This window comes from Bartonella tribocorum CIP 105476 (assembly GCF_000196435.1).
Lineage (GTDB): Bacteria > Pseudomonadota > Alphaproteobacteria > Rhizobiales > Rhizobiaceae > Bartonella > Bartonella tribocorum.
Genome location: NC_010161.1, coordinates 2,471,391 through 2,486,697, shown reverse-complemented (window position 1 = coordinate 2,486,697; position 15,307 = coordinate 2,471,391). Strand labels below are relative to the sequence as shown.

13 protein-coding genes are annotated in these 15,307 nt (G+C 38.1%); 6 read left to right on the top strand and 7 right to left on the bottom strand.

All coding sequences use genetic code 11. The features are described from left to right. Positions 1-94 precede the first annotated feature (94 nt). Both purH and BTR_RS11275 read right to left on the bottom strand, forming a co-directional pair. Positions 95-1,714, bottom strand: coding sequence for a bifunctional phosphoribosylaminoimidazolecarboxamide formyltransferase/IMP cyclohydrolase (gene purH, locus BTR_RS11280; RefSeq protein ID WP_012232556.1), 1,620 nt, complete (start codon positions 1,712-1,714; stop codon positions 95-97). A 1,146-nt stretch (positions 1,715-2,860) separates the two neighbouring features. Continuing rightward, positions 2,861-3,658: an SURF1 family protein gene (locus BTR_RS11275; RefSeq protein ID WP_012232555.1), complete on the bottom strand. Its 798-nt coding sequence runs from the start codon at positions 3,656-3,658 to the stop codon at positions 2,861-2,863. A 279-nt stretch (positions 3,659-3,937) separates the two neighbouring features. Here BTR_RS11275 and rpmB point away from each other — a divergent pair, with 279 nt between their 5' ends. Beyond that, positions 3,938-4,255, top strand: a complete 318-nt coding sequence (gene rpmB / locus BTR_RS11270) for a 50S ribosomal protein L28 (protein ID WP_012232554.1) — start codon at positions 3,938-3,940, stop codon at positions 4,253-4,255. A 147-nt stretch (positions 4,256-4,402) separates the two neighbouring features. Then, positions 4,403-5,086 (top strand): VUT family protein, encoded by a 684-nt coding sequence (locus tag BTR_RS11265; RefSeq protein WP_012232553.1) that lies wholly within the window; start codon positions 4,403-4,405, stop codon positions 5,084-5,086. Positions 5,087-6,200: 1,114 nt separating this feature from the next. On the opposite strand, the gene cobT is transcribed toward BTR_RS11265, so the two are convergent. From cobT to BTR_RS11250, 3 genes are all read right to left on the bottom strand, one after another. Further along, positions 6,201-8,111, bottom strand: a complete 1,911-nt coding sequence (gene cobT, locus BTR_RS11260) for a cobaltochelatase subunit CobT (RefSeq protein ID WP_012232552.1) — start codon at positions 8,109-8,111, stop codon at positions 6,201-6,203. Between the two features lie 15 nt (positions 8,112-8,126). Then, the gene (gene cobS, locus BTR_RS11255) at positions 8,127-9,107 is read right to left on the bottom strand and encodes a cobaltochelatase subunit CobS (protein ID WP_012232551.1); all 981 of its coding nucleotides are present in this window, start codon (positions 9,105-9,107) and stop codon (positions 8,127-8,129) included. Between the two features lie 205 nt (positions 9,108-9,312). Next, positions 9,313-9,933 (bottom strand): J domain-containing protein, encoded by a 621-nt coding sequence (locus BTR_RS11250; RefSeq protein WP_012232550.1) that lies wholly within the window; start codon positions 9,931-9,933, stop codon positions 9,313-9,315. 124 nt (positions 9,934-10,057) lie between these two features. Between BTR_RS11250 and BTR_RS11245 the strand changes: the two genes are divergently transcribed. Next, positions 10,058-10,330 (top strand): BolA family protein, encoded by a 273-nt coding sequence (locus BTR_RS11245; RefSeq protein ID WP_012232549.1) that lies wholly within the window; start codon positions 10,058-10,060, stop codon positions 10,328-10,330. A 561-nt stretch (positions 10,331-10,891) separates the two neighbouring features. On the opposite strand, the gene BTR_RS11240 is transcribed toward BTR_RS11245, so the two are convergent. After that, on the bottom strand, positions 10,892-11,860 hold the full coding sequence (locus tag BTR_RS11240) for a tyrosine recombinase XerC (protein WP_012232548.1): 969 nt from the start codon (positions 11,858-11,860) through the stop codon (positions 10,892-10,894). Positions 11,861-11,863: 3 nt separating this feature from the next. Next, positions 11,864-12,685, bottom strand: coding sequence for a SapC family protein (locus BTR_RS11235; protein WP_012232547.1), 822 nt, complete (start codon positions 12,683-12,685; stop codon positions 11,864-11,866). 131 nt (positions 12,686-12,816) lie between these two features. Here BTR_RS11235 and rimM point away from each other — a divergent pair, with 131 nt between their 5' ends. The 3 genes from rimM (at position 12,817) to rplS (ending at position 15,014) form a co-directional block, all read left to right on the top strand. Then, complete coding sequence (gene rimM / locus BTR_RS11230) at positions 12,817-13,362, top strand: ribosome maturation factor RimM (protein WP_012232546.1); 546 nt, start codon at positions 12,817-12,819, stop codon at positions 13,360-13,362. Between the two features lie 301 nt (positions 13,363-13,663). After that, the gene (gene trmD / locus BTR_RS11225; protein WP_012232545.1) at positions 13,664-14,362 is read left to right on the top strand and encodes a tRNA (guanosine(37)-N1)-methyltransferase TrmD; all 699 of its coding nucleotides are present in this window, start codon (positions 13,664-13,666) and stop codon (positions 14,360-14,362) included. Positions 14,363-14,573: 211 nt separating this feature from the next. Beyond that, complete coding sequence (gene rplS / locus BTR_RS11220; protein WP_012232544.1) at positions 14,574-15,014, top strand: 50S ribosomal protein L19; 441 nt, start codon at positions 14,574-14,576, stop codon at positions 15,012-15,014. The last annotated feature ends 293 nt before the right edge of the window (positions 15,015-15,307 follow it).

Genomic DNA, 15,307 nt, shown 5'->3' with positions numbered 1-15,307 from the left:
TGCTCCCATTTCAATGATTATCAATCGACATACGATTTATGAAAAATCCTTTGAAACATTTGTCTTATATGAAGAGGAAATCACCCAAATTATATTAATGACGGAAATGCCGTATTCCTGTAAAAACCATCGCTAAACCTTGCTCATCCGCAGCAGTGATAACTTCTTCATCACGCATGGAACCTCCTGGTTGAATAACTGCTGTTGCACCTGCTGCAGCTGCTGCTAATAAACCATCTGCAAAAGGAAAAAATGCATCGGATGCAACCACTGATCCTTTTGTAAGCGTTTCTGTTAAGCCTGCTCTCCTTGCACTTTCTGCGGCTTTACTTGCCGCAATTTTTGCTGAATCGATACGGCTCATTTGTCCAGCGCCAATACCAACTGTTGCGCTATTTTTTGCGTATACAATAGCATTTGATTTAACGTGTTTTGCGACACGAAAAGCAAATTGAAGATCACGCATTTCATCTTGAGTTGGTGTCCGCTTTGTCACTACTTGCAATTTAAGATCATCAATCACTACGTTATCCCGTGATTGCACTAAAATGCCTCCTGCAAGTGTTTTCGCAAGAAGTCCTCCACAACGTGGATTAGGGATACCACCTGTAATGAGCAAACGAAGATTTTTTTTCTTAGCAATAATTTCACGTGCCGCCATTGTTGCATCAGGAGCAATAATTACTTCCGTAAAAATTTTAACAATCTCTTCCGCACATTCTTCATCAAGGGTTTGATTTAACGCAACAATTCCACCAAATGCCGATACATTATCACACATAAGAGCTTTCAAATAAGCGTCTTTCAAATTTTCTCCTTCTGCAACACCACAAGGATTGGCATGTTTAATAAGAGCAACAGCAGCGGTTTTTTGTGGATCAAATTCTGCCACAAGTTCAAAGGCTGCATCTGTATCATTCAGATTGTTATAAGAAAGCGCTTTGCCTTGTAAAAGTTTTGCTGTTGCAACGCCAAAACGTTTTTCATTATTGCGATAAAATGCGGCTTGTTGATGGGGATTTTCCCCATAGCGCATAACACTTTCAAGATGGCCAGAAAAACTCTGCCATGATGGTGTTTCAATTTTTAAATCCCGTGCAAACCATGCTGCTATTGCTGTGTCATAAGCAGCGGTATGCGCATACGCACGCATTGCTAACTGATGACGCATGGATAAGCTTAAACATCCATTATGCTGTTTTAATTCGGCGAGAATCGAATCATAGTCATTTATCGCTGTTACAACACCGGTATAAGCATAATTTTTTGCCGCAGCGCGAATCATCGCTGGTCCACCGATATCAATATTTTCAAGAATTGTTTTTCCATCGGCTCCCGATTGGATTGTCTCTTCAAAAGGATAAAGATTCACCACCAAGAGATCAATTCCATGAATGCTGTTCTTTTCCATAGCTTCCCTATGGCTAGGATCTTCTCTTATCCCTAACAAAGCACCATGAATCAAAGGATGGAGTGTTTTGACACGCCCATCCATTATTTCAGGAAATCCAGTAACTTCAGAAACATCTTTTACGGGCAAACCAGCAGCTATGAGGGTTTTGGCTGTTCCTCCTGTTGAAATCAATTCAACACTGTAAGTCGCATGAAGGGCTTGTGCAAATGCAACCACACCCGTTTTATCAGACACAGAAAGAAGAATACGACGAACCCGATGAAGATCAGGTATGGGAAAATTTTTGGCAACAACACCCATAACAGAAGCCTTAAAAATGAAAGAGTTAAAATTTCAGTAAAACAAGCTTATATGCTTATAGCATAAGCCTTTAGCAAATTACACTGAAAGGATAAACTGTCTTTTTTAAAATATACGATAACTCACCTTTTTTCTTATATTGTAGAATGCCGTCATTTGATGTGTTGTGATAGGTATAAAAGTCTCATTGACACATTAAATTTTTTTTGTTGCTTATAACTCAACCTCTTATTTTCATAGCTGGTTTAAAACATAATTTCATAGCTGGTTTGAAACATAAAATGCATCTGTACATTCTCTTCTATATTAGCTTTATTTATGTGAGATGAAGGCGAGAATATTGCATATACCCGTTTGAGTTATCTCTGAAACGGGACATAACCGGCAAGAATATGAAATTGTAATGGTAGAAACGCGTGCTTATTTTTCCTGCCATTTTAAATTTTTATGTTTTTCAAAAGTATTTATGACCAATGCTTTTAATAGAATGGTTTTTTAGAGTGAAAAGAACACATTGCTCTACATCTTTATGCATGACATTTTTAATGAGGTCACGCTTTTCATGCAAAATAAAACGCTCTTAATAATGCAAATTCATCCGCGTTTATTTTAAAAAAGCATTTTTCAATGAATCAACTTCTATTTTATGGTGCTCTTGTGAAGAGTGTCGTGTAAATCCTTCGTGAATGGTTTAACAGATCCATTGTAGGTCCATAGTCTATACTTAAAGGTAGCAGGTTGGGGTGATCATTCTTTTTATCTGTTTTCAATGCTTTAATAACTTTTGCTTTCACAATACTTTGCATTTATGATGGAAGAGGAATTAATTTTCTTATTTTTAATCATTTTATTGTGTGCGGTTTTCTTTACTTGTGTGTGGGGGGGAGCACGAGAATGATTTTGCTGGTTTTTAGTCAGAAGATTTGAAGTAAAAGAATCTTACGGATATCTGAGGTCTTATTTTAAGGTATAAAATGATAGAATTATTATTATAAATCAAACAATTGATTCTTAAAAATGATTCTTAAAAAAACAAATTTTGTAATGTGTAAAATTCTCAATATAACAGTGTTAAGATCTGCTCTATTGTGAGATATATGTTTTTAAAGGCCAAACTGTTTAATGACTATATTTGGGATGGATATTTTAATTGTTATTTTTTAGTTCTTTTTGCTTTAGCAGAAAAAGAAAAGCGCCCAGTACACCAGCAGCTAAAATAAACCACGTGATTGCGTAAACAAGATGATTATTTCGAAAATGGATAATCGTAAGACCAACGATGGGAAGGCTTGCTTGTGGAGATGTTTTTCTGGCATCAATAAAATAAGGGGCAACAGTGGATAACCCAAGTTTTTGTGTCATAGCGGGAAGATCACGCGTATACCACACATTCTTATCAGGATTATTTTTGCGTGGGAAAAATCCATTTTTTTCACTCATGCGTAATAAACCGATAATTGTTGTTTGTTCTGTGCTTATGGTGGAATCTTGCTGAGATGAGGCATTTGTATGGGATTGCTCTGAGTGTTGAAAATTGTTTCGTTCGTCCATGGGAATAAAGCCACGGTTGATAAAAGTCAGTGTGTTGTCAGCGGTTTGTAAAGGAGTCAAAACCCAGTAACCCGTAGTGTTTTGAGCAGCAGCAGTGACCAAAATATTTTTATCTATTAAAAATTTTCCTGTGATAACAACGGGTTGATATTCATTTTTTTCAAAAGTAATATCGGCCCATTGATCTTTTTGGGGGGCTTTTATGGGGGCTAAGTGAACGCGCTGATTGGCACTGGTGATAAGATTTGTTTTCCAGTTTAATCGCTGTACTTGCCATATGCCTAATGCACTGAAGAGAAGAAAAAAACAAATACATAAAGCTCCAAACAAAAGAGAAGAAAAACGGCAAGAATTTCCCTGGAGCTTTGTCATGGGGGGCTTTTTTTCGTTCATGATTTATGCTTCCTTTCAGGACAACAGGCTTTTATTTTAACACAGTATGCCTTTTAAAAAAGCATTTTGCACGCCTTGATTTTGGAAAAAGATGAAGGTTGAGCCAGTAAGAGATGAAAAAGGTTTGATAAAAGACTTGACCTTTTGTTGTTGACCCCCTATTAAAAAGAAACTTCCCAATGATGCCCGTTCAAGGCCGCGTTGTGCGTGCTATTTGTATTCATTGTGTCCTTTGGGTATAGGGATTTGAAAGTTTCTTAGAGTTTAAGGGTGAAGTTTATGTCTCGTGCATGTGAATTGACAGGGAAAACGGTTTTGTATGGTAATAATGTTAGCCATGCGAATAATAAAACTCGACGTCGTTTTTTACCAAATCTTTGCAATGTGACGTTGATTTCAGAGGTGTTACAGCAAAGTTATCGCTTGCGCATTTCGGCAAATGCGTTGCGTTCTGTTGAGCACCGTGGTGGTCTTGATGGCTTTTTGGTTAAAGCGGATGACAAAGAATTGTCGCAACGTGCGCGTTTGTTAAAACGCCAAATCGTTAAGAAAAAAGCTGAGCAAGAAAATGAGAAAAAGGCTGAACAAGCAGCGTGATTGTTGTAACGTGATTGTTCGTGTCATTATTTTGGATGAATTGATGCTTTAATCACGAATCTTGGTCTTAAAAAAGTACGCTTTTGGGGCTTTTTTCTCTTTAATCGCTCTATTATTTTATTGGTTCCATACCCCAGGTTAAAAAAAATGTTTTCAAGCGGTCTTCTATTAGAACAGCAAAAGAGAAGGTATGTTGTTTTTTCTGTTTTAGCAATGTGTTTTGCGGTCACTGCTTCTAATATTCTGGTTCAATATCCTGTCTATTGGTTTGGTTTGAATGAGCTTTTGACTTATGGAGCTTTTACTTATCCATTTGCCTTTCTCATCAATGATTTGACCAATCGTTTTTATGGTCCATCTGCTGCGCGGCGTGTGGTTTATGCTGGTTTTTTTGCCGGTGTTTTTGTTTCTTGGATATTGGCAACACCGCGGCTTGCACTTGCTTCTAGTTTGGCATTTTTATTTGGACAACTTCTTGATATTCTTGTTTTTACGCCTTTGCGACGGAAAACATGGTGGAAAGCCCCTTTGGCAGCAGCGTTGGTTGGTTCGGCGTTGGATACGGTGTTGTTTTTTTCTCTTGCTTTTTCGAGTTCTTTTGCCGTTCTTGATAGGATAACAGGGTATGCTGATAGTTCACTGGTGGAGAGTACTGTTTTGGGAGGGATCGGCATGCCAGTTTGGCTCTCGCTTGCTTTTGGCGATTTTTCCATAAAAATTATTATGAGCCTGTTGATGTTGATACCTTATGGGACAATTCTTAACATTGTAAAGCTTCCTCCTTATCAAAGTCATCCAAAGGATGATTCCTCTTTTGCTTGTAACAAGTAATAATCTTTGTTTTCTTTAAAACTTAAATTTCCGTTATGTTACGCATGCGATAATATCGTTGATTGAGATAGCTTATCGCTTCATGGCTTAAGGGAGAGGTCTTTATGTTTCACTCATTTCAAGACTCTTTTTGTGAGGCAGCAATAAAAATTATTTGTTTAGGCTTTCATAAAAAATGGCTAAATAAACACTATTTGAAAAAGGTCAAACACACCTTCTTATAAATCACATTGATGTAAAAGAAATTTCAGTTGTGTGTTGTTAACTTATTGAATTTACTATTGATAATTTACCATTTTGCAACATAAGAAAGCCGCAATATAATAATTCGGGCATATTATAAATCTTCTTAGACTGAATTCAATCAAAGCCATGCTTTGTATATCACAAGAAAGGGTGGTCTGCGGATAAATACTCTTTTAAAGGATGCAAACACCTTTTTATGAGTAGCTTTAATAGAAGAGAAATTGTTGTTGGTTGCTATCAATGCGTTGATTTATATTAAAATATTAAGAGCTAGAAAATAGAGTTCCTCGCATAGGTAAAGATGATTGTGTTGGATTGTATTTTATGTAACACATTAATTTATAAGGATAATTAATTTTTTATAGATTGAATGAAAGCCTTAAATATTGCAAAGGCTTTTCGTTTCAATCTCTCTTATATTGCCTCAGTCAAAAGTATTTCTCTTGCATAGGATAAGTGGAGGAAGCCTGTATTGATAAAAAACATTAAAGAAAAGACAAAAATGCCTCTTCATAAATTATCTCAAATGCCAAGGTTTTTTGAGATATTGGGGAGTGGCAAGCATAATGATGGTATTGGTTTTCTTTTTTAGGGAGCCTAAAGATGGTGATACCGAAAGGATTTTACACTCAATATCATTCCATTCATAGGCGCTGTGGCGCTTTTTTGAAATAAGCTTGGAAATAAGGTAAAATGTTTCTTTAAAATAGAATTATGCGTTCCAGCATCGCTTGTCATGGACAAGCAAATGATTTGGATTGTTTCAATGTGGGACAGATTTGAAATAAAAAGAATCGTATGGTATTCAGGGTTCTTATTCAAGTTGAATAACGCTAGAAATATCATTATAAATCAATGTATTGATGATTTAATAATGCTTATTTCTTATGAAGTTGTGAGGTGTTTTATCACTAAAAAGTGCTTCTAATTGTTTTGTTATGGCGTCCGCAAGTTCTTCGGCATTCATAATTGTTACAGCACGTTGATAATAACGTGTGACGTCATGACCAATTCCAATGGCAATGAGTTCGATAGGAGAATGTGTTTGGATTTCTTGAATTACTGCGCGTAAATGTTTTTCTAGATAATTGCTAGAGTTGACCGATAGTGTTGAATCGTCAACAGGGGCTCCATCTGAAATGACCATGAGAATACGACGTTGTTCACGCCGTGATAAAAGGCGTTGATGCGCCCAAATCAAAGCTTCTCCGTCGATATTTTCTTTTAATAATCCTTCTTGCATCATCAAACCTAGATTGCGCCGTGCTCGACGCCATGGGGTGTCAGCACTTTTATAGATGATATGACACAAATCATTAAGACGTCCAGGATGATGAGGCTTATGTTTCTCAAGCCATTTTTCGCGTGATTTTCCTCCTTTCCAAGTTTTGGTGGTAAAACCTAAAATTTCAACTTTGACACCACAACGTTCAAGCGTTTGCGCCAAAATATCAGCACAACTTGCGGCAACGCTAATGGGACGTCCGCGCATTGAACCAGAATTATCAATGAGGAGTGAAACAACCGTATCTCGAAATTGGGTGTTGCTTTCCATTTTAAAAGAAAGGGGTTGCATGGGATCAATAATCAGGCGTGGAAGCCGTGCTGTATCAAGATATCCTTCTTCAAGGTCAAATTTCCAGTTGCGATTTTGTTGTGCCATAAGGCGGCGCTGGAGACGGTTTGCTAGACGTCCCACAATGTTTTGAAGATGATTGGCTTGCTTATCAAGACAACGGCGTAAGTGATCTAACTCATTTTCAGAACAAAAATCCGTTGCTTCCAAAATTTCATCAAATTGACGGGTGAAGATTTTATAATCTCCAAGTCTTTCCATTTGTTCTGAATCGGAAAAAAGACGTTTTGGTTTGCTCGGCTTTTCTTGCCAAGGGCCATTTTTTTGCTCGCCGTCAGCTTGATCATTGTCGTTTGTTTGTGTCGCTTGTGTTTTTCCTTCGTCTTGCACATCACTTTCTTGTTCAGTGCTGGTTTGTTCTTCACTTTGAGCGTGTTTTTTGTTTTTATTTTCTTCTTCTGCTTGATCTTGAGGTTCACACGCATTTTTTAATTTTTTATTGTTTTCGCTGTCGGAAATTTCATCTTGTTGCACTGTCATTTTGAGTGTTGCAAGCATTTGGCAAACGATTTGTGCAAAAGCTTGTTGGTTGTAAATATGATGTGTGAGTTCATTAAGCTCTGCTGCGGCTTTTTGTTCGAGTTCTTGGCGCCAAAATTCTAAAACAAGACCTGCTTCTTTTGGGGCAGCGCTCTTTGTTATTTTTTCGCGTAATAAAAGTGCTATCGCTTCTTGGATAGGGGCTTCGCTTTGGTTGCTAATTTTTTCATAATGGGCTCTTTTGTATTTATCAGCGAGCATGACATCAAGGTTTTTCGCAATCCCTTCCATGGCTAAAGTCCCGATTGCTTCAACACGTGTTTGTTCAAGGGCATCAAAGATCGCTCGTGATTCTGATTCTGGCGGAGAAAATTGCATGTGAATGTGGTTATCATGCCATGCTTTGCGCAGAGCCATGGAATCACCTAATCCGCGGGTAATCGTGATATCTTTATCTGTTGCGCGTTGTGGTAATTCTGGTAAACGTGCACAATTTTCGCTCAAAGATGGTCTGTTAGGACTAAAGGAAACTTCTAAGTGGGACGTACCAGCAATGGCACGCATACAGGTGGAAAGAGCTTTTTTAAACGCTCCACTATCAAGTGTATTGAGGGGAGGATTGTTTATTTGATTTTTGCTGTTGTCGTCAGGGTTGATCGCCATAATTGACATATTCCTTTAAGACGAGACACCCTGCATGAGTGATTCGGGAAGCTCTTGTCCAAAGGCGCGTTGATAAAATTCTGCGACAGCGGCACGTTCAAGTTCATCACATTTATTGAGAAAGGTTAACCGGAAGGCAAAGCCGACATCTTGAAAAATTGTGGTATTTTCTGCCCAAGTAATGACAGTCCGCGGGCTCATGACTGTTGAAAGATCTCCATTGATAAAAGCTTGACGGACCATATCAGCAACGTGAACCATTTGTGAAATTGTCTTTTTCCCCTCAGCCGTTTGAAAAGATTTGACCTTTGAACACACAATATCAACTTCTTTATCATGGGGTAAATAATTAAGTATCGTAATAATAGACCAGCGGTCCATTTGAGCTTGATTGATTTGTTGGGTACCATGATAAAGCCCTGTTGTATCGCCAAGACCAATGGTATTGGCTGTTGCAAAAAGACGAAATGCTGGATGAGGAGAGATAACACGGCTTTGATCAAGTAAGCTTAGTTTTCCAGAGGTTTCAAGAACCCGTTGGATGACAAACATAACATCAGGACGCCCCGCATCATATTCGTCGAAAACAAGAGCAATATTATTTTGATAAGCCCATGGCAAAATGCCCTCTTTAAATTCAGTAATTTGTAAGCCATCTTTTAAAACAATAGCGTCTTTTCCTACAAGATCGATACGACTTACATGGCTGTCGAGATTAATGCGAAGACAAGGCCAGTTGAGACGGGCAGCAACTTGTTCAATATGCGTTGATTTCCCTGTTCCGTGATAGCCGGAAACCATGACACGACGGTTAAAAGTAAAACCTGCGAGAATCGCTAAAGTTGTTTGCGGGTCAAAAAGATAATCGGGATCGATATCAGGAACATGGGGGCTTTTTGTGCTAAAAGCAGGGATTTTCATAGCTGTTTCAATATGAAATAGATCACGAGCACAAACTGTAAGATCGGGTGTATTTTCAACGGTAAAATTTGTCATGATGTTTCTGGCAGGGAAAGGACGCTATTTATTTCATGAGAAAACGATACAAGAGTTAGAGTATTTATGCAATGCTCTATAACGAGAGCCTTAGAGATGAAGGAAGATCGTTTTCACGTATTCTATAATGTTTTGTGAAGATAAGAATGTTTTATGTAAAGAGTGATGGTCTCAATGAGAATGGGTTCATATAAACACGTGTTTTTTAGCACAAACCAGATTTTTTGAGCAAATTATAAGCATGCAAAACATCGCGAAAGCGCTCTTCTGAAGCACGATTACCACCATTCGAATCAGGATGGTGCTTTTTTACCAACTCTTTATATTTCATTTTGATATCTTCTGCTGAAGCGTTTGCTTGTAGTCCTAGTGTATCAAAAGCTTTTGCTTCTAAGGGCTTTAATTTTCGCGAGAAATTATTGCTTGAACGCCGCTCAGTAAAAAGCGTGAAAGGATCGCGCATACGATTTTGATAGGCTGCTGTCCCAGAGCGAATCTTTGCATAATTGGCTGCTGTTTTTTTCGATGTACCATTGCTAAGATCTGTCGGCCATGTTGGGCGATGCCCTGTGAGAGCATCCTTTTGGAATTTCGCAATATCTTGATTGCTAAGACCTGAGAAGTAATTAAAATTCTTATTATAGGCACGCACGTGCTCAATACAAAAATGTAGATATTGTCCTTCGTGATTTCGACCTGCTGGTGCTTTATGGGTCCCTGTCTTTTCACAACCTTCCCACTGACACTGTTGCGCTTCTGGCTCAGCTTTTTGTTTTTTATTTGAGCTTATGCGAATTGAATCGAATAATTTAGATGTTATTGTCATATTCTTGGTTTTATGCAAAATTGATTAATTTTACAAGAATTGACTTTTGAAAAATTTGTTTTCACACTTATTTGATTATGAAAAAGGTGTATTCTTGTATTTGTATTTTGTGAAGGAATGAAAAATGTCTGTAGAAACAATAATCAAGAAAAAGCTTCAAGATGCTTTTCATCCCCAAAAACTTGAAGTGATTAACGAGAGTCATCTTCATGAAGGGCATCCTCATAATGAGCATGCTTTTGATGGTAAAGGAGAAACACATTTTCGCGTGAAAATTTTATCTTCTTCTTTTTCCAATATGACGCGCGTAGAAATTCATCGAGCGATTTATCAAGTTTTAAAAGAAGAGCTCGCGACTTGTGTCCATGCCTTGGCACTTGAGGTTGAGAAGTTTTAATTTTTCTCTTAAAAATTTTTTTAGAGCGATTTTTTTTGTTAAAAAAACATTTCTCGACGCTTGTTACATCTATTTCGCGACGGTGTGTGTGAATGGTATAAGGATAAGCCCCCCATAAAGTGTATAAATTCTATAGAGCACTTCCTCTTTACGCTTCATAAAAGAGCAAGCGAGCACGGTCACAACACTTTTCCAGCTCGTGGATGTTGTGCGGCTTTTAGCACTTAAAATGATTTAAGAGGCATGCCTTTCTTGTCCAGTTTTTCCTACGACAAACCTGCTTATGATGCGTGCAAGCAAAAGGTTTTGATTGCTTTGACTTTGGTTAATTCGACAGGGAACAGATTTAAAATGAGAGAATCCTGCGATATTCAAGATTCGCACTTAAATTGAAAAACGCTCTATCATCATTATAAATCAAAGTATTGTCGTTTTTCCAATATGATGCGCATAGAAATCTATTGAGCGATTTTATCCTTGTTTTACAAGAAGAGTGAGCAATTTGTGTCCGAGCTTTAGAACTTGAGGTTGCAACACTTTAATTGTTTTGATGAGGTGTTTTTAAGAACGAGGATGAGCCTTTTGATAAATTTCTAACAAATGGTCTGTATCGACATGGGTATAGGTTTGTGTGGTGGAAAGACTAGCGTGCCCAAGAAGTTCTTGAATTGTTCGCAAATCTCCCCCCCGGGATAAAAGATGGGTGGCAAAAGAATGACGTAGTGTATGGGGGGTGGCTGTTTCTGGTAAACCAAGGCTTGCACGTAAATTGCGGACAGTTTTCTGAATAATAGCGGGCTGTAGGGGCCCCCCTCGCGCACCGCGAAATAGGGGTTGGTTATCTCTTAAAGGATATGGGCAGCATTTGAGATAATTTTGTACAGCTTCGTAAACAATTTTGATGAGAGGAACGAGGCGTGTTTTTCTTCCTTTTCCTGTTATGAATAAACTTGTTTTTTCAGGGTCAGAAAATTGTTCTGGTGTGAGGCTTAAGGCTTCTGATATTCGCATTCCACAGCCATAGAGAAGCATGAGGACAGCAGCATTACGCGCGTTAATCCAAGGTTCGTTTTCCAGCTGATTTTCTTGTTTAACGATGTGGAGGGCTGATTGTATCGCTAAAGGCTTTGGGAGTGATTTTGGATGTTTGGGGCTTTTGATCAGTTGAGCAGCGGGAACATTGACAATTCCTTCGCGGGATAGGTATTTGAAAAAAGAACGAATGCCTGCTACTCCACGGCTTAAAGAGCGAGCGCTGACATTGTTTGTACGTCGATAAGCAAGATAAGCACGTAAATCACTAACACGTAAATGAGCAAGATCGTTAAGGGTTGGGGCTTGGCCTAAGTGTTGACAGAGAAAAAATAAAAATTGTCGCGTATCACGTTCATAGGCTTGCGCTGTTTGTGCGGACATACGACGTGTTTTCACGAGACACTCTAACCAATTTTTCCTTGCCGTTAAAACTGCATGGTCTACTGGAATGAGAGGACTATTTTCATCTTTTCTCTTGTCGTTTTTTATAGGCATTATCTAGTTGAGGGTTTCTTTCTTTTTAGGTTGTTCATCGTTAGAATGATCATTCTTTTTTTCGGGTTGCTCTTCACGATTGATAAGTTGCTTTTCACCTTTAAGAGAGAGGATTTTTAAAAGATTATGCGTCGACATTAAATGGGCAAAAATTAACCCTAAAAAGCCATTTTTATGAAGTTTGGCAAGTTGACTTGCCGATAATTTATTCAATTTCTCTTCGTCAACAACCCAAAAATTTTCTAATTGCGCTGAGAGTCCCTGATCGTTTTTCACATTGATTGATTTTTGACTGAGAAGATCCATTTCCACAAGAGCATCAATAAATTCAGAGGTTTTCTCCATAGCGATTTTAAAACTTTCAAGAAAACGAATACGTTCTTCCATAAAAGGAGAAATAGAGCCATCGGAATTAAAAAGTTCTGTTCCTGCGACTTCATTAAACATCCCTGACTGTTGATCAAAGCAAACAGAAAGTTCTTTTTCATTGCTCAGTTGCGCCAAAACAAAAGGATAGCGACGGACAAAAGCCGGAAGATAAGTATTGTTTTTCCAACTTTTATCAGAGGCGATATAGTCATTTTCGTCGTTAGAAAGACCAACAAGAGCGGCGGATGTATAGTGCCGTTTTTTTTGTTCATCTTCGGCGCACATAAACAAAATAGGATAGTCTAGTGCTGCTTGAAAATATTCAGTACTTGCTAAAGGAACCCAGTGCGTATCTTTAGCAAAAGACATATCACTTGGCGGCGCAAATTTTAGATTTTTATGGGAAACTTTGTTGATTGGCGTGATATCTTTGTAAAATAGCATAATATTTGCCATAAAACTTTCTCCTTTATTAATTTGTTTTTGTTACCAAGAAAGGTCTTTTGAGAAGATTGTCTCATATGGCAACAAGATTGAATAGAAATGATTAAGATTGAGGGTCCATTTTTGAGAGATAATGTTTTTGCATGAAGTATAATAAAGAAAAGCTTAAAAATAAAGTCTATCTTGCCATTATTGGTATGCCTCATGGTATAAGAGGAGATGTTTTTGTTAAAATTTTAAGTGCCGATCCACAGCGTTTCAAGTCTTACGGGACTCTTTATGATGATATGGGGCGTTCTTATGAAATTGTAACTCTTCGCACACAAAAAAATAACGCGATTGTCCGTTTTAAAGGGGTAGAAAATCGTAATGCTGCTGAGTCTTTAAAAGGGATTCATCTTTATGTGATGCGTGATCAGTTGATTGATGATTTGAGAGAGGATGAGTTTTATCAAGTTGATTTAATAGGCTTGCGTGTTCAAGAATATGGGGGAAAAATCTTAGGTGAAGTGTGTGGTTTTTGTAATTTCGGGGCTGGTGATTTGCTTGAAATACGTTTGAATACAGGCAAAAGAATGCTTATTCCTTTTAGTAAGGTGGCAGTACCAGAAATTTGTATGGATTCTGGTTTTCTTATTGTTGATCCCATGGCTGCTGGCCTTAGAGATGGTGAAGAAAATGATCAATAAGGAAATGGCTTGAATCTAAAAAATAAAGGTGAAGATAAAAAAGAACCGAGGAATTTCGTCAATAAAAAGTGGAAAGTATGAAAATATTAAGAATACACTTTTGAGCAGATGTTATAGTACTTTATATTGAGACATTCCTGAGTTTTTAGAGTTTTTTTTAAGTGAAAATATGAGAAGGGTCCTATTGAATAGGACACAGATAAAGAAGACTCAAATTAACGCTATAGCGTTAATTTGATTTGGTTTATACCATTTTTACTTTAAAAGAGTTTGTTGAATAGAATGAGGATGAAAAATAAAAATGAAGTTTCAGGCGCGCGTTTTAACTCTTTATCCTGAAATGTTTCCTGGTTTTTTAGGGTATTCTTTAGCAGGGCACGCTTTAGAACGCGGAATTTGGTCTCTGGAGACAGTGCAGATTAGAGATTTTGCTTTGGATAAACACCATAGCGTTGATGATACACCCGCTGGTGGGGGGGCTGGTATGGTGATGCGGGCAGATGTCTTGGCTGCTGCGCTTGATCATTGTCCACAGGATTCGCCAAGATTATTGATGAGTCCACGTGGGCGCCCTTTTGATCAAGCTTATGCGCGTCGTTTGGCTGATGATTCAGGCATAACATTGGTTTGTGGACGTTTTGAAGGGGTTGATGAGCGAGTCATAGAAGCACGGGAATTAGAAGAAGTCTCTATTGGTGATTATATTCTTTCAGGGGGTGAAACCGCCGCACTGGTTATCTTAGATGCTATTATACGTCTTCTCCCCGGTGTGATGGGGAATAAAGCTTCTGCAAAGTGTGAAAGTTTTGAAAATGGTTTACTCGAACATCCCCAATATACCCGCCCTTCTCTTTTCGAAGGACGAGAGATTCCGCCCGTGTTAACCTCAGGTCATCACAAGGCGATTGCAGATTGGCGTCAAAGCCAAGCCGAATTGTTAACACGTCAACGCCGCCCTGATCTTTATGCGCGTTATGATAAAAATCGTCAGAAAACTTGATTCATAGGATAAGGTAGTGTATGGCATAACTCTCTTTTTTAGAGAGTTTTTAATAAAAGGTTTTCTGTAGTTCCAAAATTAAAATGAAGGAATGGTGTATTCGCTCCTGTGTAAGCATAGCCTAAAGAGTATCTTATTCGTAGTACAAGGCTTTTTGGGTAAGAGTTGAGCGCTCTGACTGTTCGATAAAGAACATGAAGGATAAAAAATAATGAACATTATCGCACAGCTTGAAGCTGAACAATGTGCAAAAATTGAAGAAAAGCGTCAATTTCCAGCCTTTAAACCAGGAGATACAGTCCGTGTTATGGTGCGTGTGACGGAAGGTACGCGGACACGTGTTCAGGCTTATGAAGGGGTTTGTATTGCCCGTTCAGGCGGTGGATTGAATGAGACTTTTACAGTCCGCAAGATTTCTTATGGTGAAGGGGTGGAGCGTGTATTTCCTGTTTATTCACCTTTGATTGAAGCTGTTGAGCTGGTGCGCCGTGGTAAAGTGCGTCGGGCAAAACTCTATTATCTTCGTGGTTTGAGAGGTAAAGCTGCTCGTATTGCTGAAAAGAGAGATTATCGAAAAAAGGGTGAAAAGGGTGTTGAGAAAGTAGAAACAACCCCTGTAAGCGCAGATATTGAAACGCAAGTTGCTGAGTAAAAATTATATCGGTTAAATTTTATGCAAAAGCGGCTTTTATGCCGCTTACTTGTGTTTTTTTGCGATTCGTTTTGTCATCTAAAAGGCTTGGAGGGGACATAAAAATGTTTAATTTATCCAAATTTTGGCTCTTTTTTATTCTTAAATAATGGATGAAGTGTAGGGTATCATTGCACATATCGTAGATACTCAAACGGGATAAGTATCGTTTGAAAAAATGTCTGTTTATATTTGAGAAAAGATGTTAGGCCTTTGACGTGAAGATAAAAGTGTATTAGATTAAGGCAAGTTTT

Bases quoted from the DNA above. Each gene is read 5' to 3' on its own strand.
- BTR_RS11235 (WP_012232547.1), bottom strand. From the start codon at position 12,685: ATGGCAAATATTATGCTATTTTACAAAGATATCACGCCAATCAACAAA.
- BTR_RS11275 (WP_012232555.1), bottom strand. From the start codon at position 3,658: ATGAACGAAAAAAAGCCCCCCATGACAAAGCTCCAGGGAAATTCTTGC.
- BTR_RS11240 (WP_012232548.1), bottom strand. From the start codon at position 11,860: ATGCCTATAAAAAACGACAAGAGAAAAGATGAAAATAGTCCTCTCATT.
- BTR_RS11245 (WP_012232549.1), top strand. From the start codon at position 10,058: ATGTCTGTAGAAACAATAATCAAGAAAAAGCTTCAAGATGCTTTTCAT.
- purH (WP_012232556.1), bottom strand. From the start codon at position 1,714: ATGGGTGTTGTTGCCAAAAATTTTCCCATACCTGATCTTCATCGGGTT.
- rimM (WP_012232546.1), top strand. From the start codon at position 12,817: ATGAAGTATAATAAAGAAAAGCTTAAAAATAAAGTCTATCTTGCCATT.
- BTR_RS11250 (WP_012232550.1), bottom strand. From the start codon at position 9,933: ATGACAATAACATCTAAATTATTCGATTCAATTCGCATAAGCTCAAAT.
- rpmB (WP_012232554.1), top strand. From the start codon at position 3,938: ATGTCTCGTGCATGTGAATTGACAGGGAAAACGGTTTTGTATGGTAAT.
- BTR_RS11265 (WP_012232553.1), top strand. From the start codon at position 4,403: ATGTTTTCAAGCGGTCTTCTATTAGAACAGCAAAAGAGAAGGTATGTT.
- rplS (WP_012232544.1), top strand. From the start codon at position 14,574: ATGAACATTATCGCACAGCTTGAAGCTGAACAATGTGCAAAAATTGAA.
- trmD (WP_012232545.1), top strand. From the start codon at position 13,664: ATGAAGTTTCAGGCGCGCGTTTTAACTCTTTATCCTGAAATGTTTCCT.
- cobS (WP_012232551.1), bottom strand. From the start codon at position 9,107: ATGACAAATTTTACCGTTGAAAATACACCCGATCTTACAGTTTGTGCT.
- cobT (WP_012232552.1), bottom strand. From the start codon at position 8,111: ATGGCGATCAACCCTGACGACAACAGCAAAAATCAAATAAACAATCCT.